Consider the following 12,260-nt stretch of genomic DNA (forward strand, 5'->3'; position numbering starts at 1 on the left):
GAGTCCCCCATGAAAGATCTGTTCGCCGCCGTCTGCCTGGTGGCGGTGCTGGAAGGCCTGTTCCTGTTCGTCGCGCCGTTTGCCTGGAAGCGCATGGCCGAGCGCCTGCTGGATCTGCCCAGCCCGGCCCTGCGCAGCTTCGGCGGGCTGGTGTTGTTGGCCGGCCTGAGCCTGCTGTGGTGGGCGCGGAATTGAAAGGGTAGTGCCTGCCGCTAGCCGGCAACCCGGGATTGCCGGCCAGCGGCCGGCACTACCGCCTGCGTTCACATGCATGGCCCGGCTCTGGTAGAGGCCAACCTTGGTTGGCATTGCCGGCCAGCGGCCGGCACTACCGGGCGGGGCGGCTGACCGGCCGGTGAAGCCGTCCGTCGGAAAGGTGGCACCGGACCCCGGAAACCCGGATAATGCACAAAAGCCGGACGGGCCTCCCCGTTCGGCTTTTTCCGTGTCTGGGCCTTCCATCGCCGGCGCTCCCCGTTTGGAGCCGCCCTCCAGGTGCTGGCCAGCCCCGCCACGGTTTACCCGTCCGCGGCCCCGATGGCCGCAACATATGAGGAGCCCGTCATGGGTCAGTCTGTCGTAGTGCTTGGTGCCCAGTGGGGCGATGAAGGCAAGGGCAAGATCGTCGATCTGCTCACTGAGGAAATCGGCGCCGTCGTGCGCTTCCAGGGCGGCCACAATGCCGGCCACACCCTGGTCATCAACGGCAAGAAGACCGTCCTGCACCTGATCCCGTCGGGCATCCTGCGTGACGATGCGCTGTGCCTGATCGGCAACGGCGTGGTGATCTCGCCGGCCGCGCTGCAGAAGGAAATCGCCGAGCTGGAAGCCTCCGGCGTCGAAGTGCGTTCGCGCCTGAAGATCTCCCCGGCTGCGCCGCTGATCATGCCGTACCACATCGCCCTGGACCAGGCGCGCGAGCGCGCTGCCGGTGGCAAGGCGATCGGCACCACCGGCCGTGGCATCGGCCCGGCCTACGAAGACAAGGTGGCGCGTCGCGGCATCCGCATCGCCGACCTGCACTACCCGAAGCAGCTGGAAGAACTGCTGCGCACCGCGCTGGATTACCACAACTTCGTGCTGACCAAGTATCTGAACACCGATGCGGTCGATTTCCAGAAGACCTTCGACGAAGCGCTGGCCTTCGGCGAATACGTGCAGCCGATGAAGTCCGACGTGGCCGGCATCCTGCACGACCTGCGCAAGCAGGGTAAGCGCGTGCTGTTCGAAGGCGCGCAGGGTGCGCTGCTGGACATCGACCACGGCACCTACCCGTACGTCACCAGCTCCAACACCACCGTCGGTGGCGCGCTGGCCGGTTCCGGCGTCGGCGCCGATTCGATCGACTACGTGCTGGGCATCGCCAAGGCCTACGCCACCCGCGTCGGCGGCGGCCCGTTCCCGACCGAGCTGGACGACGAAGTCGGCCAGGGCATCCGTGACCGCGGTGCCGAGTACGGTGCGTCGACCGGCCGTCCGCGTCGTTGCGGCTGGATGGACATCGTTGCGCTGAAGCGCGCCGTGGCCATCAACGGCATCAGCGGCCTGTGCATCACCAAGCTGGACGTGCTCGATGGCATGGAAAAGCTGAAGGTCTGCATCGCCTACGAATACAACGGCAAGCGCACCGAGTACGCGCCGCTGGACGCGCAGGGCTGGGAAGACTGCACCCCGGTGTACCTGGAGTTCCCGGGCTGGAGCGAGAACACCCACGGCATCACCCACTGGGACGACCTGCCGCCGGCCGCACGTGCTTACCTGCGCTCGCTGGAAGAGCTGGCCGGCTGCCCGATCAGCATCGTCTCCACCGGCCCGGACCGTGACCACACCATGGTCCTGCAGGATCCGTTCGCCTGAGTGAGTGATCGGTAGCGCTGGGCATTGCCTGGCACCGCTGGAAGAAAAAGCCCCGCGAAAGCGGGGCTTTTTCGTTGCGTGATTTCAATGGTGGCGACTACTGAATTCTCAAGAGATACCCAGCCCGGCCGATCTGGAAAGTGTGAACATCAAGAATGGAGAGGGGTGATTGAACAGGATAGTGAGACGGGTTTGCGATCATTGGAAGCGCGTCGATCGCAAGGCAGGGCTAGGGATCCTTGGGTCAGGCGCATTGATGATGCTGGCGGTGCTACCTGCGAAAACAATGCAATTCGGATCGCAGGAACTCGCCGCGCTGATCGGGCTGGGGCTTCTGCTGGTGGGTTATGCGCTGATGGCCTATGTCACCAATAGCCGCCTGCGCTATAGGCAACAGGATGGGATCTTTGCTCCCCTGCTTTACGTGATGACATCGGCGATGCTCATCGGTGTGTTTGCCTTCTACTACGCCAGGTTCCCTTGGGCTGGTCCGGCCGCCCAGCAAGGCTGGACGATTGGGAACCTCACCGACTCGCTGTACTTCTCCGCGGCAACATTCACGACGTTGGGATTCGGTGACATGGTGCCGAAGTCGGATCTTGGGAAGTGGTCGGTGATCGTCGAATCAATTCTTGGGACCATGCACTCGGTGTTCTTCATTCTTGTGTTTCTACGCAACGCCAGCGCGGATGTTGGTTCACATCGGCAATCACCTGTCTGAACCGTACCCGGACGGAGGGCATTGCTGCCATCAAGCCACGGCGTGCAGCTGCCGATAGGGCCTCATCCCCCCCGTTTTGGATACCCCCATGAACTACTTGAGGAATGTCAGGGTTGCCTGGCGTCTTGGGCTGGGCTTTGGCCTGTTGCTGCTGCTGGTTGCTGCCGTGGTGGCCACCGGCGCCACCGCCAGTGTCGTGCAGAAGCGCGCGATGCAGCAGGTGGTCGACGTCAGCGTGGCCAAGGTGCGCCTGCTGTCGCAGATGCTCGATGCCAACAACCAGATGATGGTCGTGCGCCGCGAGATGCTGATCCGCCAGGGCGATGACCGCGGCCACGATGAGCAGCGCATCGCCGACCTGGTCAAGCGCTACGAGGCCAGCTGGAGCGCCTACCAGGCGCTGCCCAGCGACGCCGAAGGTAAGGCCATCGCCGAAACCATCGCGGCCAAGCGTGCCATCGCGCGCCCGCTCAACAAGCAGACCAGCGAACTGATGGAGCAGGGCGACTACCCAGGCGCCGTGGCGCTGACCCTGGGCCCGGTGCAGGAAGCGGCCAATGGCTGGAACAAGGCGCTGTCCGATGGCGTGGACTTTGAAGAGAAGGAAAGCCGCGATGCAGCCGCCGAGGCGATCCGCCTGGGCGAGCGCAGCCTGCTTCAGCTGCTGGTGCTGGGCGGCGTTGCGCTGCTGGTCGGCATCGGTGCCTCGGTGATGATCGGCCGCAGCCTGACCGGCCCGTTGGCCCGAGCGGTGAACCTGGCCGAACGCCTGTCCAAGGGACAGCTGGACCAGGAGTTCCGCCTCGGTGGCCGCGATGAACTGACCCAGCTGGGTGAAGCCATGGCCAGCGTTCGCCAGAGCGTGCAGGCGGCGATCGGCGCGCAGTTGCAGATGGCAGAGCAGCATGAGGCGGGCGCGATCCGCTATCGCATGGACGTCACCGCGTTCCCCGGTGACTTCGGCCGCATGGTGCAGGCCACCAACAGCCTGGTCGAATCGCACGTGCAGGTGGAACTGCTGATGGCCGAGGTGATGCAGCGTTACGCCATCGGTGACCTCAGCCGCGACCTGCCGGACTACCCGGGCGAGAAGGGCACGCTGACCCGCACCCTGGCGGCGGTGAAGCAGAGCCTGATGTCGATCAACGCGCAGATCGATGAACTGGCCCGCGCCGCACGCGCCGGTGATTTCAGCATGCGTGGCGATGCCGCTGCGTTCCAGTACCAGTTCAAGGCGATGGTCGAGCACCTCAACGGCATGATGGCCAGTTCGCAGGCCAGCATCGCCGATGTCTCCGATGTGCTGCGTGCAATCTCGCACGGTGATCTGACCGCGCGCATGGACGGCGAGTATGACGGCGTGTTCGCGCGCATGCGTGACGACGCCAACACCACCACCGCGCAGCTGACCGGCATCGTGCGGGGCATCCAGGTGGCCGCCGACAGCATCAACAACGCGGCGCAGGAACTGGCCGCCGGCAACAACGACCTGTCGCGCCGCACCGAGCAGCAGGCCGCAAATCTGGAAGAAGCGGCCGCATCGATGGAGGAACTGACCTCCACCGTGCGCCAGAATGCCGAGCTGGCCCGCCAGGCCGACAGCGAAGCGCATGCGGCCGGTGCCGCCGTGCGCGAGACCGAGCAGGCGATGGCACAGATGGCCTCGGTGATGGGTGAGATCGATCAGTCCTCGGCACGCATTTCGGAGATCTCCACGGTGATCGACGGCATCGCGTTCCAGACCAACATCCTGGCGCTGAACGCTGCGGTTGAAGCTGCGCGTGCCGGTGAGCAGGGGCGTGGCTTTGCCGTGGTCGCCAGCGAAGTGCGCACGCTCGCGCAGCGCGCCGGCGTCGCCGCCAAGGAGATCAAGGAGCTGATCGAAGACGCAGCGGCCAAGGTGAAGAGTGGCCTGGCGGTGACCGTTGAATCGGAAGCCGCGATCGCGCGCGTGGCCCAGGCAAGTTCGCGCACGACCCAGCTGATGAGCGACATCGCTGCGGCGAGCAAGGAGCAGGCCGCCGGTATCGAGCAGGTCAACCAGGTGGTGGTGCAGATGGATCAGGTGACCCAGCAGAACGCCGCACTGGTGGAGGAAGCCACCGCTGCCAGCCGCGCGCTGGAAGAGCAGGCGCATGCACTGACCACGTCGGTGGCGGTGTTCAAGGTGGAAGGCGCAGCGGCTTCGGCCGTGACGCGTCGTGCAGCCTGAGCAGGCTGCTGACCCCGTGACAGAAATGCGGCCGCCCTGGGCGGCCGCATTTCCGTTGCCTGCCCAGACAGGCGGACGCAGCGCCGTCATTGTTCAAGGACACTGCCGAGCATGGCCCCCACGGCATACAGCACGGCCAGGGTAGGGGGCATCACCAGAAGGTAGACGGTCGTCCAGGTCTTTCCGGAAAGCCATCCCCCCATGCCGATGACGTCGAGTGCTGCGGTCTGCAGCATCACTGACAGCTGCATGAGGATGTAGGCGCTCTTGGGATCGCTGTTGGCCTGGGCATCGAGCACCAGCCAGGCGGTCAGCGCGAGATAGAGTGTGCATATGGCAATGCCGGTCCAGCTGAGCCAGCGTGGCTTGCGCATGCCGTCTTGTCCGTTCCGTCGGGACCATCAGCGTAGCGCCGCGTGCGCTGCCGTGCACTTCCTTGTGCCCAGTCAATGAGTGAAGCTGCAGGCAGGGAGTCGTGCGAAGAGACCTGAAGGGTGATCAATGTGATGAATGCCGCGATGTTGCAAGTCGTGATGCTGCCAGGCCTGGATGGCACCGGCCTGCTGTCGGCACACTTCGTGGAGGCGATGCAGGCGCGGGGCATCCAGATGCAGGTGCTGCCGATGCCCGCGCGGGGGCCACAGGACTACACCACGTTGGCGTCGATCCTGCGCCCGCAGCTTCCGGCATCTCCTTTTGTGCTGCTGGCCGAATCGTTCGCCGGGCCACTGGCCATCGAACTGGCGGTGGCCGGGCTGCCTGGATTGCATGGGTTGGTACTGAGTACGACCTTTGCACGGCGACCGGTGCCGCTGCCTGCGGCGAGCGCACGGATACTGGCTCCGGCGTGGCCGTTGCCACCACTCGCGTTGATGGCCCGGTTGCTGCTGGGGCAGTGGCGGACGCGCGCGAACCTGCGTGAGCTGGGCCTGGCAATCATGCAGGTGCCGGCCGCAACCCTGCGCCAACGTGCTGCGACGACGCTGCAGGTGGACGTTCGTGCACTGCTGCCGGAACTCGTGTTGCCGACGCTATGCCTGCATGCCCGGCAGGACCGCCTGCTGTGGCCGCCCAGTGTGGCCGAGCTGCAGGCACTGTTGCCCGATGCCCGCCATGTGTCGCTGGAGGGACCACATCTGCTGCTGCAGGCCCGCGCTGATGCAGCGGCAGCCGAAGTTGCCGCGTGGGTGCGGGCGCTGCCACCCTGAACGCTGCTCTCAGCCGCGGGCGCGGGTACGTGCCGCTTTCTTCGCCGCCACCTTGCGCACGGTCTTCTTTGCCGCACGGGTCTTCGCTGCCTTCTTCGCGGCAGCACTACGCGAGGCGGGAGTGCTGGCCTTCTTGGCCACCGTCTTCCTTGTTGCCTTCTTCGTGGCTGTCTTGCGGGCCGGTGCCTTCTTCGCCGTCGTTGTCTTCGCAGCGGCCTTGCTGGCGGCCTTTTTCGCTGGTGCCTTCTTCGCTACCTTGCGACCACTGCCACTGCGCTTGCCGCCACCATCCTGCTTGTTCACGGTGGCCCAGGCGATGCGTTCGGCGGTGCTTTCGCTGGCACCGCGCTCGCGCTCGCTGTCCTCGATGTGCTCGGCCTGGCGCTTCTGCTTTTCGGTATAGGCGGACTTGTCACCGCGGGGCATGGCCGGTCTCCGGTAGGAACCGGCCCCACGGTGGGCCTGGCAGCGTTAAGCGCAAGTCCCGCAAGGGTGATCGCACCGGCAAGGGCGCCTCGGCTATGCTTGCCCCATGCGAGTCGAGCCCGCCGACATCGAAGCCCTGTTCGACGCCATCCCGGATGTGCTGTTCTTCATCAAGGATCTTCAGGGGCGCTACACCCACGTCAACCAGACCATGCTGCGGCGGCTGGGCCTGCGCGCGCGCAAGGACGTGATCGGGCGCACGGCGGCCGAAATCTACCCGACCGGCCTCAGTGCGGACTACGTCGATCAGGACGCCCGCGTGCTGTCCGGTGAGGTGATCGAGAACCTGATGGAGCTGCACCTGTTCGCCAACCGCGAACCGGGCTGGTGCCTGACCTGCAAGCGCCCGCTGGTGGTCGATGGGGCCATCGAGGGGCTGATCGGCATTTCCCGCGACCTTGGCCAGAAGGACAGCCTGGGTACCCAGTACGAACAGCTGCGGCTGGCACTGGCCCACCTCAACGCGCACTACGCCGAGAACGTGCGCATGCAGACCCTGCTGGACATCACCGGCTTTTCGCTGTCCAAGCTGGAGCGCAGCTTCCGCAAGGTGTTCCAGATGACCCCGCAGCAGGTGCTGACCCGGCTGCGGATCCAGATGGCCATGCACCTGCTGCACGGTGACGAGAGCATCGCCAGCATCGGCCAGGCCTGTGGTTTCAGCGACCAGAGCGCCTTCACCCGCAAGTTCAAGGCTGAAACCGGTTTCTCGCCGCGCGCCTACCGCGCCCGTATCGGCGGCAACGTCGGCGAGCCCGCACTGGCCTGAGCCGCCTGCTGCGCTGTGCCTATCCCCGCGGGCATGGGACAGGGTAAGGTGTCGCCCCTGTAGCCCGCCGCCAGCCCCGCCGATGCCCAACTCGATTCCGACCGCTTCGCCGTCCCGCCTCGGACATTCGCTCAAGCCCCGCCAGCTGATCATGATGGGCCTGGGCAGCGCCATCGGCGCCGGCCTGTTCCTCGGCTCGGGCGTGGGTGTGCAGGCGGCCGGTCCGGCGGTGCTGGTGTCGTATCTGGTCGCCGGCGCGCTGGTGATCATCGTGATGAACGCACTGGGCGAAATGGCGGCGGCCAAACCGACCAGTGGCGCGTTCTCGGTCTATGCCGCCGATGCCATGGGCGCCACCGCCGGTGCCACCGTCGGCTGGTTGTGGTGGGTGCAGCTGGTGATCGTGATCGCCGCCGAGGCGGTGGGAGCGGCCGGGCTGCTGGCCACGGTCTGGCCAGCAGTACCTGTACCGATGGCGGCGCTGGCCTTCATGCTGTTCTTCACCGCGATCAACCTGCTCGGGGTGAAGAACTTCGGCGAGTTCGAATTCTGGTTCGCCATCCTCAAGGTGGCGGCGATCCTGGCCTTCATCGCCATCGGCGTGGCGCTGCTGATGGGCTGGCTGCCGCAGGTGACCTCGCCGGGCCTGAGCAACTTCACCGAGCATGGTGGCTTCGCACCGAAGGGCCTGGCCGGTATTGGCGCTGCACTGCTGGTTGTCGTTTTTGCCTTCGGTGGCACCGAGATCGTCGCCGTTGCGGCGGCAGAGACTGAAGATCCGGAGCGCAGCATCGCCCGTGCCATCCGCACCGTGGCGTGGCGCATCCTGGTGTTCTACATCGGCTCGCTGAGCGTGATCATCGCCGTCGTGCCGTGGACCAGCGAAGCGTTGAAGTCGCCGTTCGCCGCCGTGCTGGACATTGCGCGTATTCCTGGCGCCGGCACCGCCATCACCCTGATTGCGGTGATCGCGCTGCTGTCGGCACTCAATGCCAACCTCTACGGCGCCTCGCGCATGATGTATTCACTGGCGCAGCGCCGCGAAGCGCCGGCGGTGCTGGGCTGGACCGATCCGCGCCAGGTGCCGGTGATTGCCGTGCTGGCCAGCGTGCTGTTCGGTTTCGCCGCCACGGTGATGGAACTGCTGTTCCCGGACCGGGTGCTGCCGGTGCTGCTGAACATCGTCGGTTCCACCTGCCTGCTGGTGTGGACGCTGTCGCTGGTCTCGCAACTGGTGTTGCGCCGCCGCGCGGATCGCCTGGGTACCCGGCTGCCGTTCCGCATGGCCGGTTTCCCGTGGCTGACGGTGTGCGCGCTGGCGATCCTGGCGTTGATCTTCGGCCTGCTGCTGAGCGAGTCGCATACCCGCCTGCAGTTCCTGTCGATGGTGGCGCTGACCGCCACCATCGCCGCCGGCAGCGCCATCGCCCGGCGCATGCGCGAGGCCTGATCCTGTAGAGCCGACCCTATGGTCGGCTGCTGTTCGCGCAGACGTCAGCCGAGCATGGGCTCGGCTCTACAGAAGGCATACATCCGCCGTGCCATCCTGATCGTGTGGGCCGTCAGCGGCCCGTTGACCAGGAGTACCGCATGCTGCGCAGTCGCCCCTTCCTGATGTTCACCGGCCAGGCCGAGGCCGCCCTGGCCCTGTACGCCGAGGCCTTCGCCGATTTCCGCCTGCTGGCAATGCAGCGCCATCCGGACGGCGCCGGTGCCGGCGTGCCCGGGCAGGTCCGCCAGGCCATTTTCCTGCTCGGTGGCACCCACTACCTGTGCTTCGACAGCCTGGACGTGCACGATTTCACCTTCTCGCCGTCGATCTCGCTGTTCGTGGAGTGCTCCGGCGCCGAACAGTTCGAGCGTGCCGCGCGCGTGCTGGGCGAGGGCGGTCACTGGTTGATGCCGGTGGGCGATTACGATTTCAGCAACCGCTACGGCTGGGTGCAGGACCGCTTCGGGGTGTCGTGGCAGTTGAGCCTGGGGCAGATGCCGGATCCGTGATCGGATTGTTGTGGGTGTGGATCTTGGTCCATGAGCCCTTATGAAAACGGCCCGCTTGCGCGGGCCGTTCTCATTTCCGATGGATCGCAGGCTTACGCCTCGACTTCATCATCCTTGTAGGCGTCGACCGGGATGCAGGCGCACATCACGTTCTTGTCGCCGTACACGTTGTCGACGCGTGCCACCGGCGGCCAGTACTTGCTCTGCTTCAGGCTGGCCAACGGGAATGCAGCCAGTTCACGCGGGTAGGCGTGGGTCCACTCGCTGGCGGTCACCGCGGTCGCAGTGTGCGGCGCGTTCTTCAACGGGTTGTCCTCGCGGTCCAGGCGGCCGTCTTCGATCGCGGTGATTTCCTCGCGGATCTGGATCATCGCGCTGATGAAGCGATCCAGTTCGTGCAGCGATTCGCTCTCGGTCGGCTCGACCATCAGCGTACCTGCCACCGGGAAGCTCAGGGTCGGGGCATGGAAGCCGAAGTCGATCAGGCGCTTGGCCACGTCCTCGGCGCCGATGCCGCTGGTCTTCTCCAGCGGACGTACGTCGAGGATGCACTCATGCGCCACCAGGCCATTGCGGCCGGTGTACAGGGTCTTGAAGTGCGGGGCCAGGCGCTTGGCGATGTAGTTGGCGTTGAGCTGCGCGACCTGGGTGGCCTTGCGCAGGCCTTCGCGGCCCATCATCGCGATGTACATCCAGCTGATCGGCAGGATCGAGGCGCTGCCGAAGCTGGCCGCGCTGACCATGCCGACCGGGCCGTTGTCACCCAGCTTGCCCGGCAGGAACGGGGCCAGGTGCTCCTTGACGGCGCACGGGCCGACGCCGGGGCCGCCGCCGCCGTGCGGGATGCAGAAGGTCTTGTGCAGGTTCAGGTGCGAAACGTCCGACCCCCACTTGCCCGGCTTGGCCACGCCGACCAGGGCGTTCATGTTGGCGCCGTCGGTGTACACCTGGCCGCCGTGCTGGTGGATGATCTCGCAGATCTCGACCACTTCCTCCTCGAACACGCCATGCGTGGACGGGTAGGTCATCATGATCGCGGCCAGGCGGTCGCTGTATTTCTCGGCGTTGAGGCGGATGTCCTCGACGTCGACGTTGCCGTTGGCATCGGTCTTGGTGACCACGACCTTCATGCCGCACATCTGTGCCGAGGCCGGGTTGGTGCCGTGCGCCGAGTCCGGGATCAGGCAGATGTCGCGGTGGCCTTCACCGCGCGAGCGGTGGTAGGCGCGGATCGCCAGCAGCCCGGCGTACTCGCCCTGTGCGCCGGAATTCGGCTGCAGGCTGACCGCGTCGTAGCCGGTGCATTCGACCAGCATCGCTTCCAGCGTGTCGATCAGTTCCTTGTAACCCAGCGCCTGGTCGGCCGGCACCAGCGGGTGGATCTGCGAGAACTCCGGCCAGGTCACCGGGATCATCTCGGCGGTGGCGTTGAGCTTCATGGTGCACGAACCCAGCGGGATCATCGTGCGGTCCATCGCCAGGTCCTTGTCGGCCAGCGAACGCAGGTAACGCAGCAGTTCGTGCTCGCTGTGGTGGGTGTTGAACACCGGGTGGGTCAGGAACGCGGACTGGCGCAGCAGGCCGGCCGGCAGCGCGTCGGCGGTGCTGGCATCCAGCGCGTCGACGTCCAGCGAGGCACCGAACACCGCAGCCACGGCGACGATGTCGGCGCGGGTGGTGGTCTCGTCCAGACTGATGCCGACCGAGTCGCTGTCGATCGCGCGCAGGTTGTAACCGGCGGCGCGTGCCTTGGCATGGATTTCATCGGCATGCACGCCGGTGACGTGCAGGGTGTCGAAGAAGTCGCCACCGACCTGCACGCCGGCATTGCGCAGCGCTGCGGCCAGGATCGAGGCCAGTCGATGGGTGCGGCGGGCAATGCGGGTCAGGCCTTCCGGGCCGTGGTAAACGGCGTACATCGAGGCCATCACCGCCAGCAGCACCTGCGCGGTACAGATGTTGGAGGTGGCCTTCTCGCGGCGGATGTGCTGTTCGCGGGTCTGCAGGGTCAGGCGGTAGGCCGGGTTGCCCTGGGCATCGATCGAAACGCCGATCAGGCGGCCTGGCATCGAGCGCTTGTAGGCGTCACGGCAGGCCATGAAGGCGGCGTGCGGGCCACCGAAGCCGAACGGCACGCCGAAACGCTGGCTGTTGCCGACCACGATGTCCGCGCCCCATTCGCCCGGGGCAGCCAGCAGGGTCAGGGCCAGCAGGTCGGTGGCCACGGCCACCAGGCCGCCGCGTGCGTGCACGGCATCGACCAGCGCCTTGTAGTCGCCGACCTGGCCGAAGGTGTCCGGATACTGCAGCAGCAGGCCGAAGGCTTCTGCTTCCAGCGCTTCGGCCGGGGTGCCGACGCGCAGCACGATGCCCATGGGCTCGGCGCGGGTACGCAGCAGTTCCAGGGTCTGCGGGTGCACGGCGTCGTGCACGAAGAAGGTGTCCGACTTCGACTTGGCCGAACGCTTGGCCAGGGTCATCGCTTCGGCGGCGGCGGTGGCTTCGTCCAGCAGCGAGGCGTTGGCGATTTCCATGCCGGTCAGGTCGGCGCACAGGGTCTGGAAGTTGATCAGCGCTTCCATGCGGCCCTGCGAGATTTCCGCCTGGTACGGGGTGTAGGCGGTGTACCACGCCGGGTTTTCCAGGATGTTGCGCAGGATCACGTTCGGCGTGTGGGTACCGTAGTAACCCTGGCCGATGAAGCTGCGCAGCACGGTGTTCTTGTCGGCGATCGCACGGATCTTCGCCAGTGCCTGCACTTCGGTCATCGACTCCGGCAGTGCCAGCGGTGCCGGCGACTTGATCTTGGCCGGCACGATGGCGTCGGTCATCGCATCCAGCGACGCGTGGCCGACGACGTCGAGCATCTGCGCGATCTCGGCGTCGTTGGGGCCGATGTGGCGCTCGACGAACGCGTTGTGGTGCTCGAGCTCACGCAGGGAAGGGGTGTTCTGGGACATGGCGAAGGATCCGTCAGGAAAGGGCACACGCACGGGCACAAGCCGC

At 66.2% G+C, this 12,260-nt stretch carries 11 protein-coding genes; 8 read left to right on the forward strand and 3 right to left on the reverse strand.

The window, feature by feature from the left end:
• Positions 1 to 9: 9 nt before the first annotated feature.
• The 4 genes from AC5P57_RS08055 (at position 10) to AC5P57_RS08070 (ending at position 4,790) form a co-directional block, all read left to right on the forward strand.
• Positions 10 to 195 carry a DUF2065 domain-containing protein gene (locus AC5P57_RS08055; RefSeq protein WP_099555344.1) on the forward strand — a complete coding sequence of 62 codons (186 nt, stop codon included), beginning with the start codon at positions 10 to 12 and terminating at the stop codon, positions 193 to 195.
• Positions 196 to 564: 369 nt separating this feature from the next.
• Positions 565 to 1,857, forward strand: a complete 1,293-nt coding sequence (locus AC5P57_RS08060; protein ID WP_099555347.1) for an adenylosuccinate synthase — start codon at positions 565 to 567, stop codon at positions 1,855 to 1,857.
• A gap of 256 nt (positions 1,858 to 2,113) precedes the next feature.
• Entirely contained in the window at positions 2,114 to 2,578 is a 465-nt protein-coding gene (locus AC5P57_RS08065) for a potassium channel family protein (RefSeq protein ID WP_099555348.1), read from the forward strand.
• Between the two features lie 88 nt (positions 2,579 to 2,666).
• Complete coding sequence (locus AC5P57_RS08070; protein ID WP_099555350.1) at positions 2,667 to 4,790, forward strand: methyl-accepting chemotaxis protein; 2,124 nt, start codon at positions 2,667 to 2,669, stop codon at positions 4,788 to 4,790.
• Positions 4,791 to 4,876: 86 nt separating this feature from the next.
• Here AC5P57_RS08070 and AC5P57_RS08075 read toward each other — a convergent pair whose 3' ends face one another.
• Positions 4,877 to 5,164: a hypothetical protein gene (locus AC5P57_RS08075; RefSeq protein ID WP_099555352.1), complete on the reverse strand. Its 288-nt coding sequence runs from the start codon at positions 5,162 to 5,164 to the stop codon at positions 4,877 to 4,879.
• A gap of 132 nt (positions 5,165 to 5,296) precedes the next feature.
• On the opposite strand from AC5P57_RS08075, the gene AC5P57_RS08080 reads away from it, so the two are divergent.
• Positions 5,297 to 5,998: an alpha/beta fold hydrolase domain-containing protein gene (locus AC5P57_RS08080; RefSeq protein WP_099555354.1), complete on the forward strand. Its 702-nt coding sequence runs from the start codon at positions 5,297 to 5,299 to the stop codon at positions 5,996 to 5,998.
• A 9-nt stretch (positions 5,999 to 6,007) separates the two neighbouring features.
• Here AC5P57_RS08080 and AC5P57_RS08085 read toward each other — a convergent pair whose 3' ends face one another.
• Complete coding sequence (locus AC5P57_RS08085; RefSeq protein WP_099555356.1) at positions 6,008 to 6,424, reverse strand: hypothetical protein; 417 nt, start codon at positions 6,422 to 6,424, stop codon at positions 6,008 to 6,010.
• Positions 6,425 to 6,530: 106 nt separating this feature from the next.
• Between AC5P57_RS08085 and AC5P57_RS08090 the strand changes: the two genes are divergently transcribed.
• The 3 genes from AC5P57_RS08090 (at position 6,531) to AC5P57_RS08100 (ending at position 9,254) form a co-directional block, all read left to right on the forward strand.
• Positions 6,531 to 7,253 carry a helix-turn-helix transcriptional regulator gene (locus AC5P57_RS08090; protein ID WP_049429965.1) on the forward strand — a complete coding sequence of 241 codons (723 nt, stop codon included), beginning with the start codon at positions 6,531 to 6,533 and terminating at the stop codon, positions 7,251 to 7,253.
• An 82-nt stretch (positions 7,254 to 7,335) separates the two neighbouring features.
• Positions 7,336 to 8,703: an amino acid permease gene (locus AC5P57_RS08095; protein WP_049429964.1), complete on the forward strand. Its 1,368-nt coding sequence runs from the start codon at positions 7,336 to 7,338 to the stop codon at positions 8,701 to 8,703.
• A 140-nt stretch (positions 8,704 to 8,843) separates the two neighbouring features.
• On the forward strand, positions 8,844 to 9,254 hold the full coding sequence (locus tag AC5P57_RS08100) for a VOC family protein (RefSeq protein ID WP_005410627.1): 411 nt from the start codon (positions 8,844 to 8,846) through the stop codon (positions 9,252 to 9,254).
• Positions 9,255 to 9,346: 92 nt separating this feature from the next.
• Here the strand turns inward: AC5P57_RS08100 and gcvP are convergent, their stop codons facing one another.
• A complete protein-coding gene (gcvP, locus tag AC5P57_RS08105; protein ID WP_227415864.1) occupies positions 9,347 to 12,214 on the reverse strand; it encodes an aminomethyl-transferring glycine dehydrogenase in 2,868 nt (955 codons plus the stop codon).
• Positions 12,215 to 12,260: the final 46 nt, after the last annotated feature.

This window comes from Stenotrophomonas sp. YJH_SMC_79 (assembly GCF_059367995.1).

What these genes read in the sequence shown, in the direction of transcription:
- AC5P57_RS08055 (WP_099555344.1), top strand. Translation starts at nt 10, where the DNA reads ATGAAAGATCTGTTCGCCGCCGTCTGCCTGGTGGCGGTGCTGGAAGGC.
- AC5P57_RS08060 (WP_099555347.1), top strand. Translation starts at nt 565, where the DNA reads ATGGGTCAGTCTGTCGTAGTGCTTGGTGCCCAGTGGGGCGATGAAGGC.
- AC5P57_RS08065 (WP_099555348.1), top strand. Translation starts at nt 2,114, where the DNA reads ATGATGCTGGCGGTGCTACCTGCGAAAACAATGCAATTCGGATCGCAG.
- AC5P57_RS08070 (WP_099555350.1), top strand. Translation starts at nt 2,667, where the DNA reads ATGAACTACTTGAGGAATGTCAGGGTTGCCTGGCGTCTTGGGCTGGGC.
- AC5P57_RS08075 (WP_099555352.1), bottom strand. Translation starts at nt 5,164, where the DNA reads ATGCGCAAGCCACGCTGGCTCAGCTGGACCGGCATTGCCATATGCACA.
- AC5P57_RS08080 (WP_099555354.1), top strand. Translation starts at nt 5,297, where the DNA reads ATGAATGCCGCGATGTTGCAAGTCGTGATGCTGCCAGGCCTGGATGGC.
- AC5P57_RS08085 (WP_099555356.1), bottom strand. Translation starts at nt 6,424, where the DNA reads ATGCCCCGCGGTGACAAGTCCGCCTATACCGAAAAGCAGAAGCGCCAG.
- AC5P57_RS08090 (WP_049429965.1), top strand. Translation starts at nt 6,531, where the DNA reads ATGCGAGTCGAGCCCGCCGACATCGAAGCCCTGTTCGACGCCATCCCG.
- AC5P57_RS08095 (WP_049429964.1), top strand. Translation starts at nt 7,336, where the DNA reads ATGCCCAACTCGATTCCGACCGCTTCGCCGTCCCGCCTCGGACATTCG.
- AC5P57_RS08100 (WP_005410627.1), top strand. Translation starts at nt 8,844, where the DNA reads ATGCTGCGCAGTCGCCCCTTCCTGATGTTCACCGGCCAGGCCGAGGCC.
- gcvP (WP_227415864.1), bottom strand. Translation starts at nt 12,214, where the DNA reads ATGTCCCAGAACACCCCTTCCCTGCGTGAGCTCGAGCACCACAACGCG.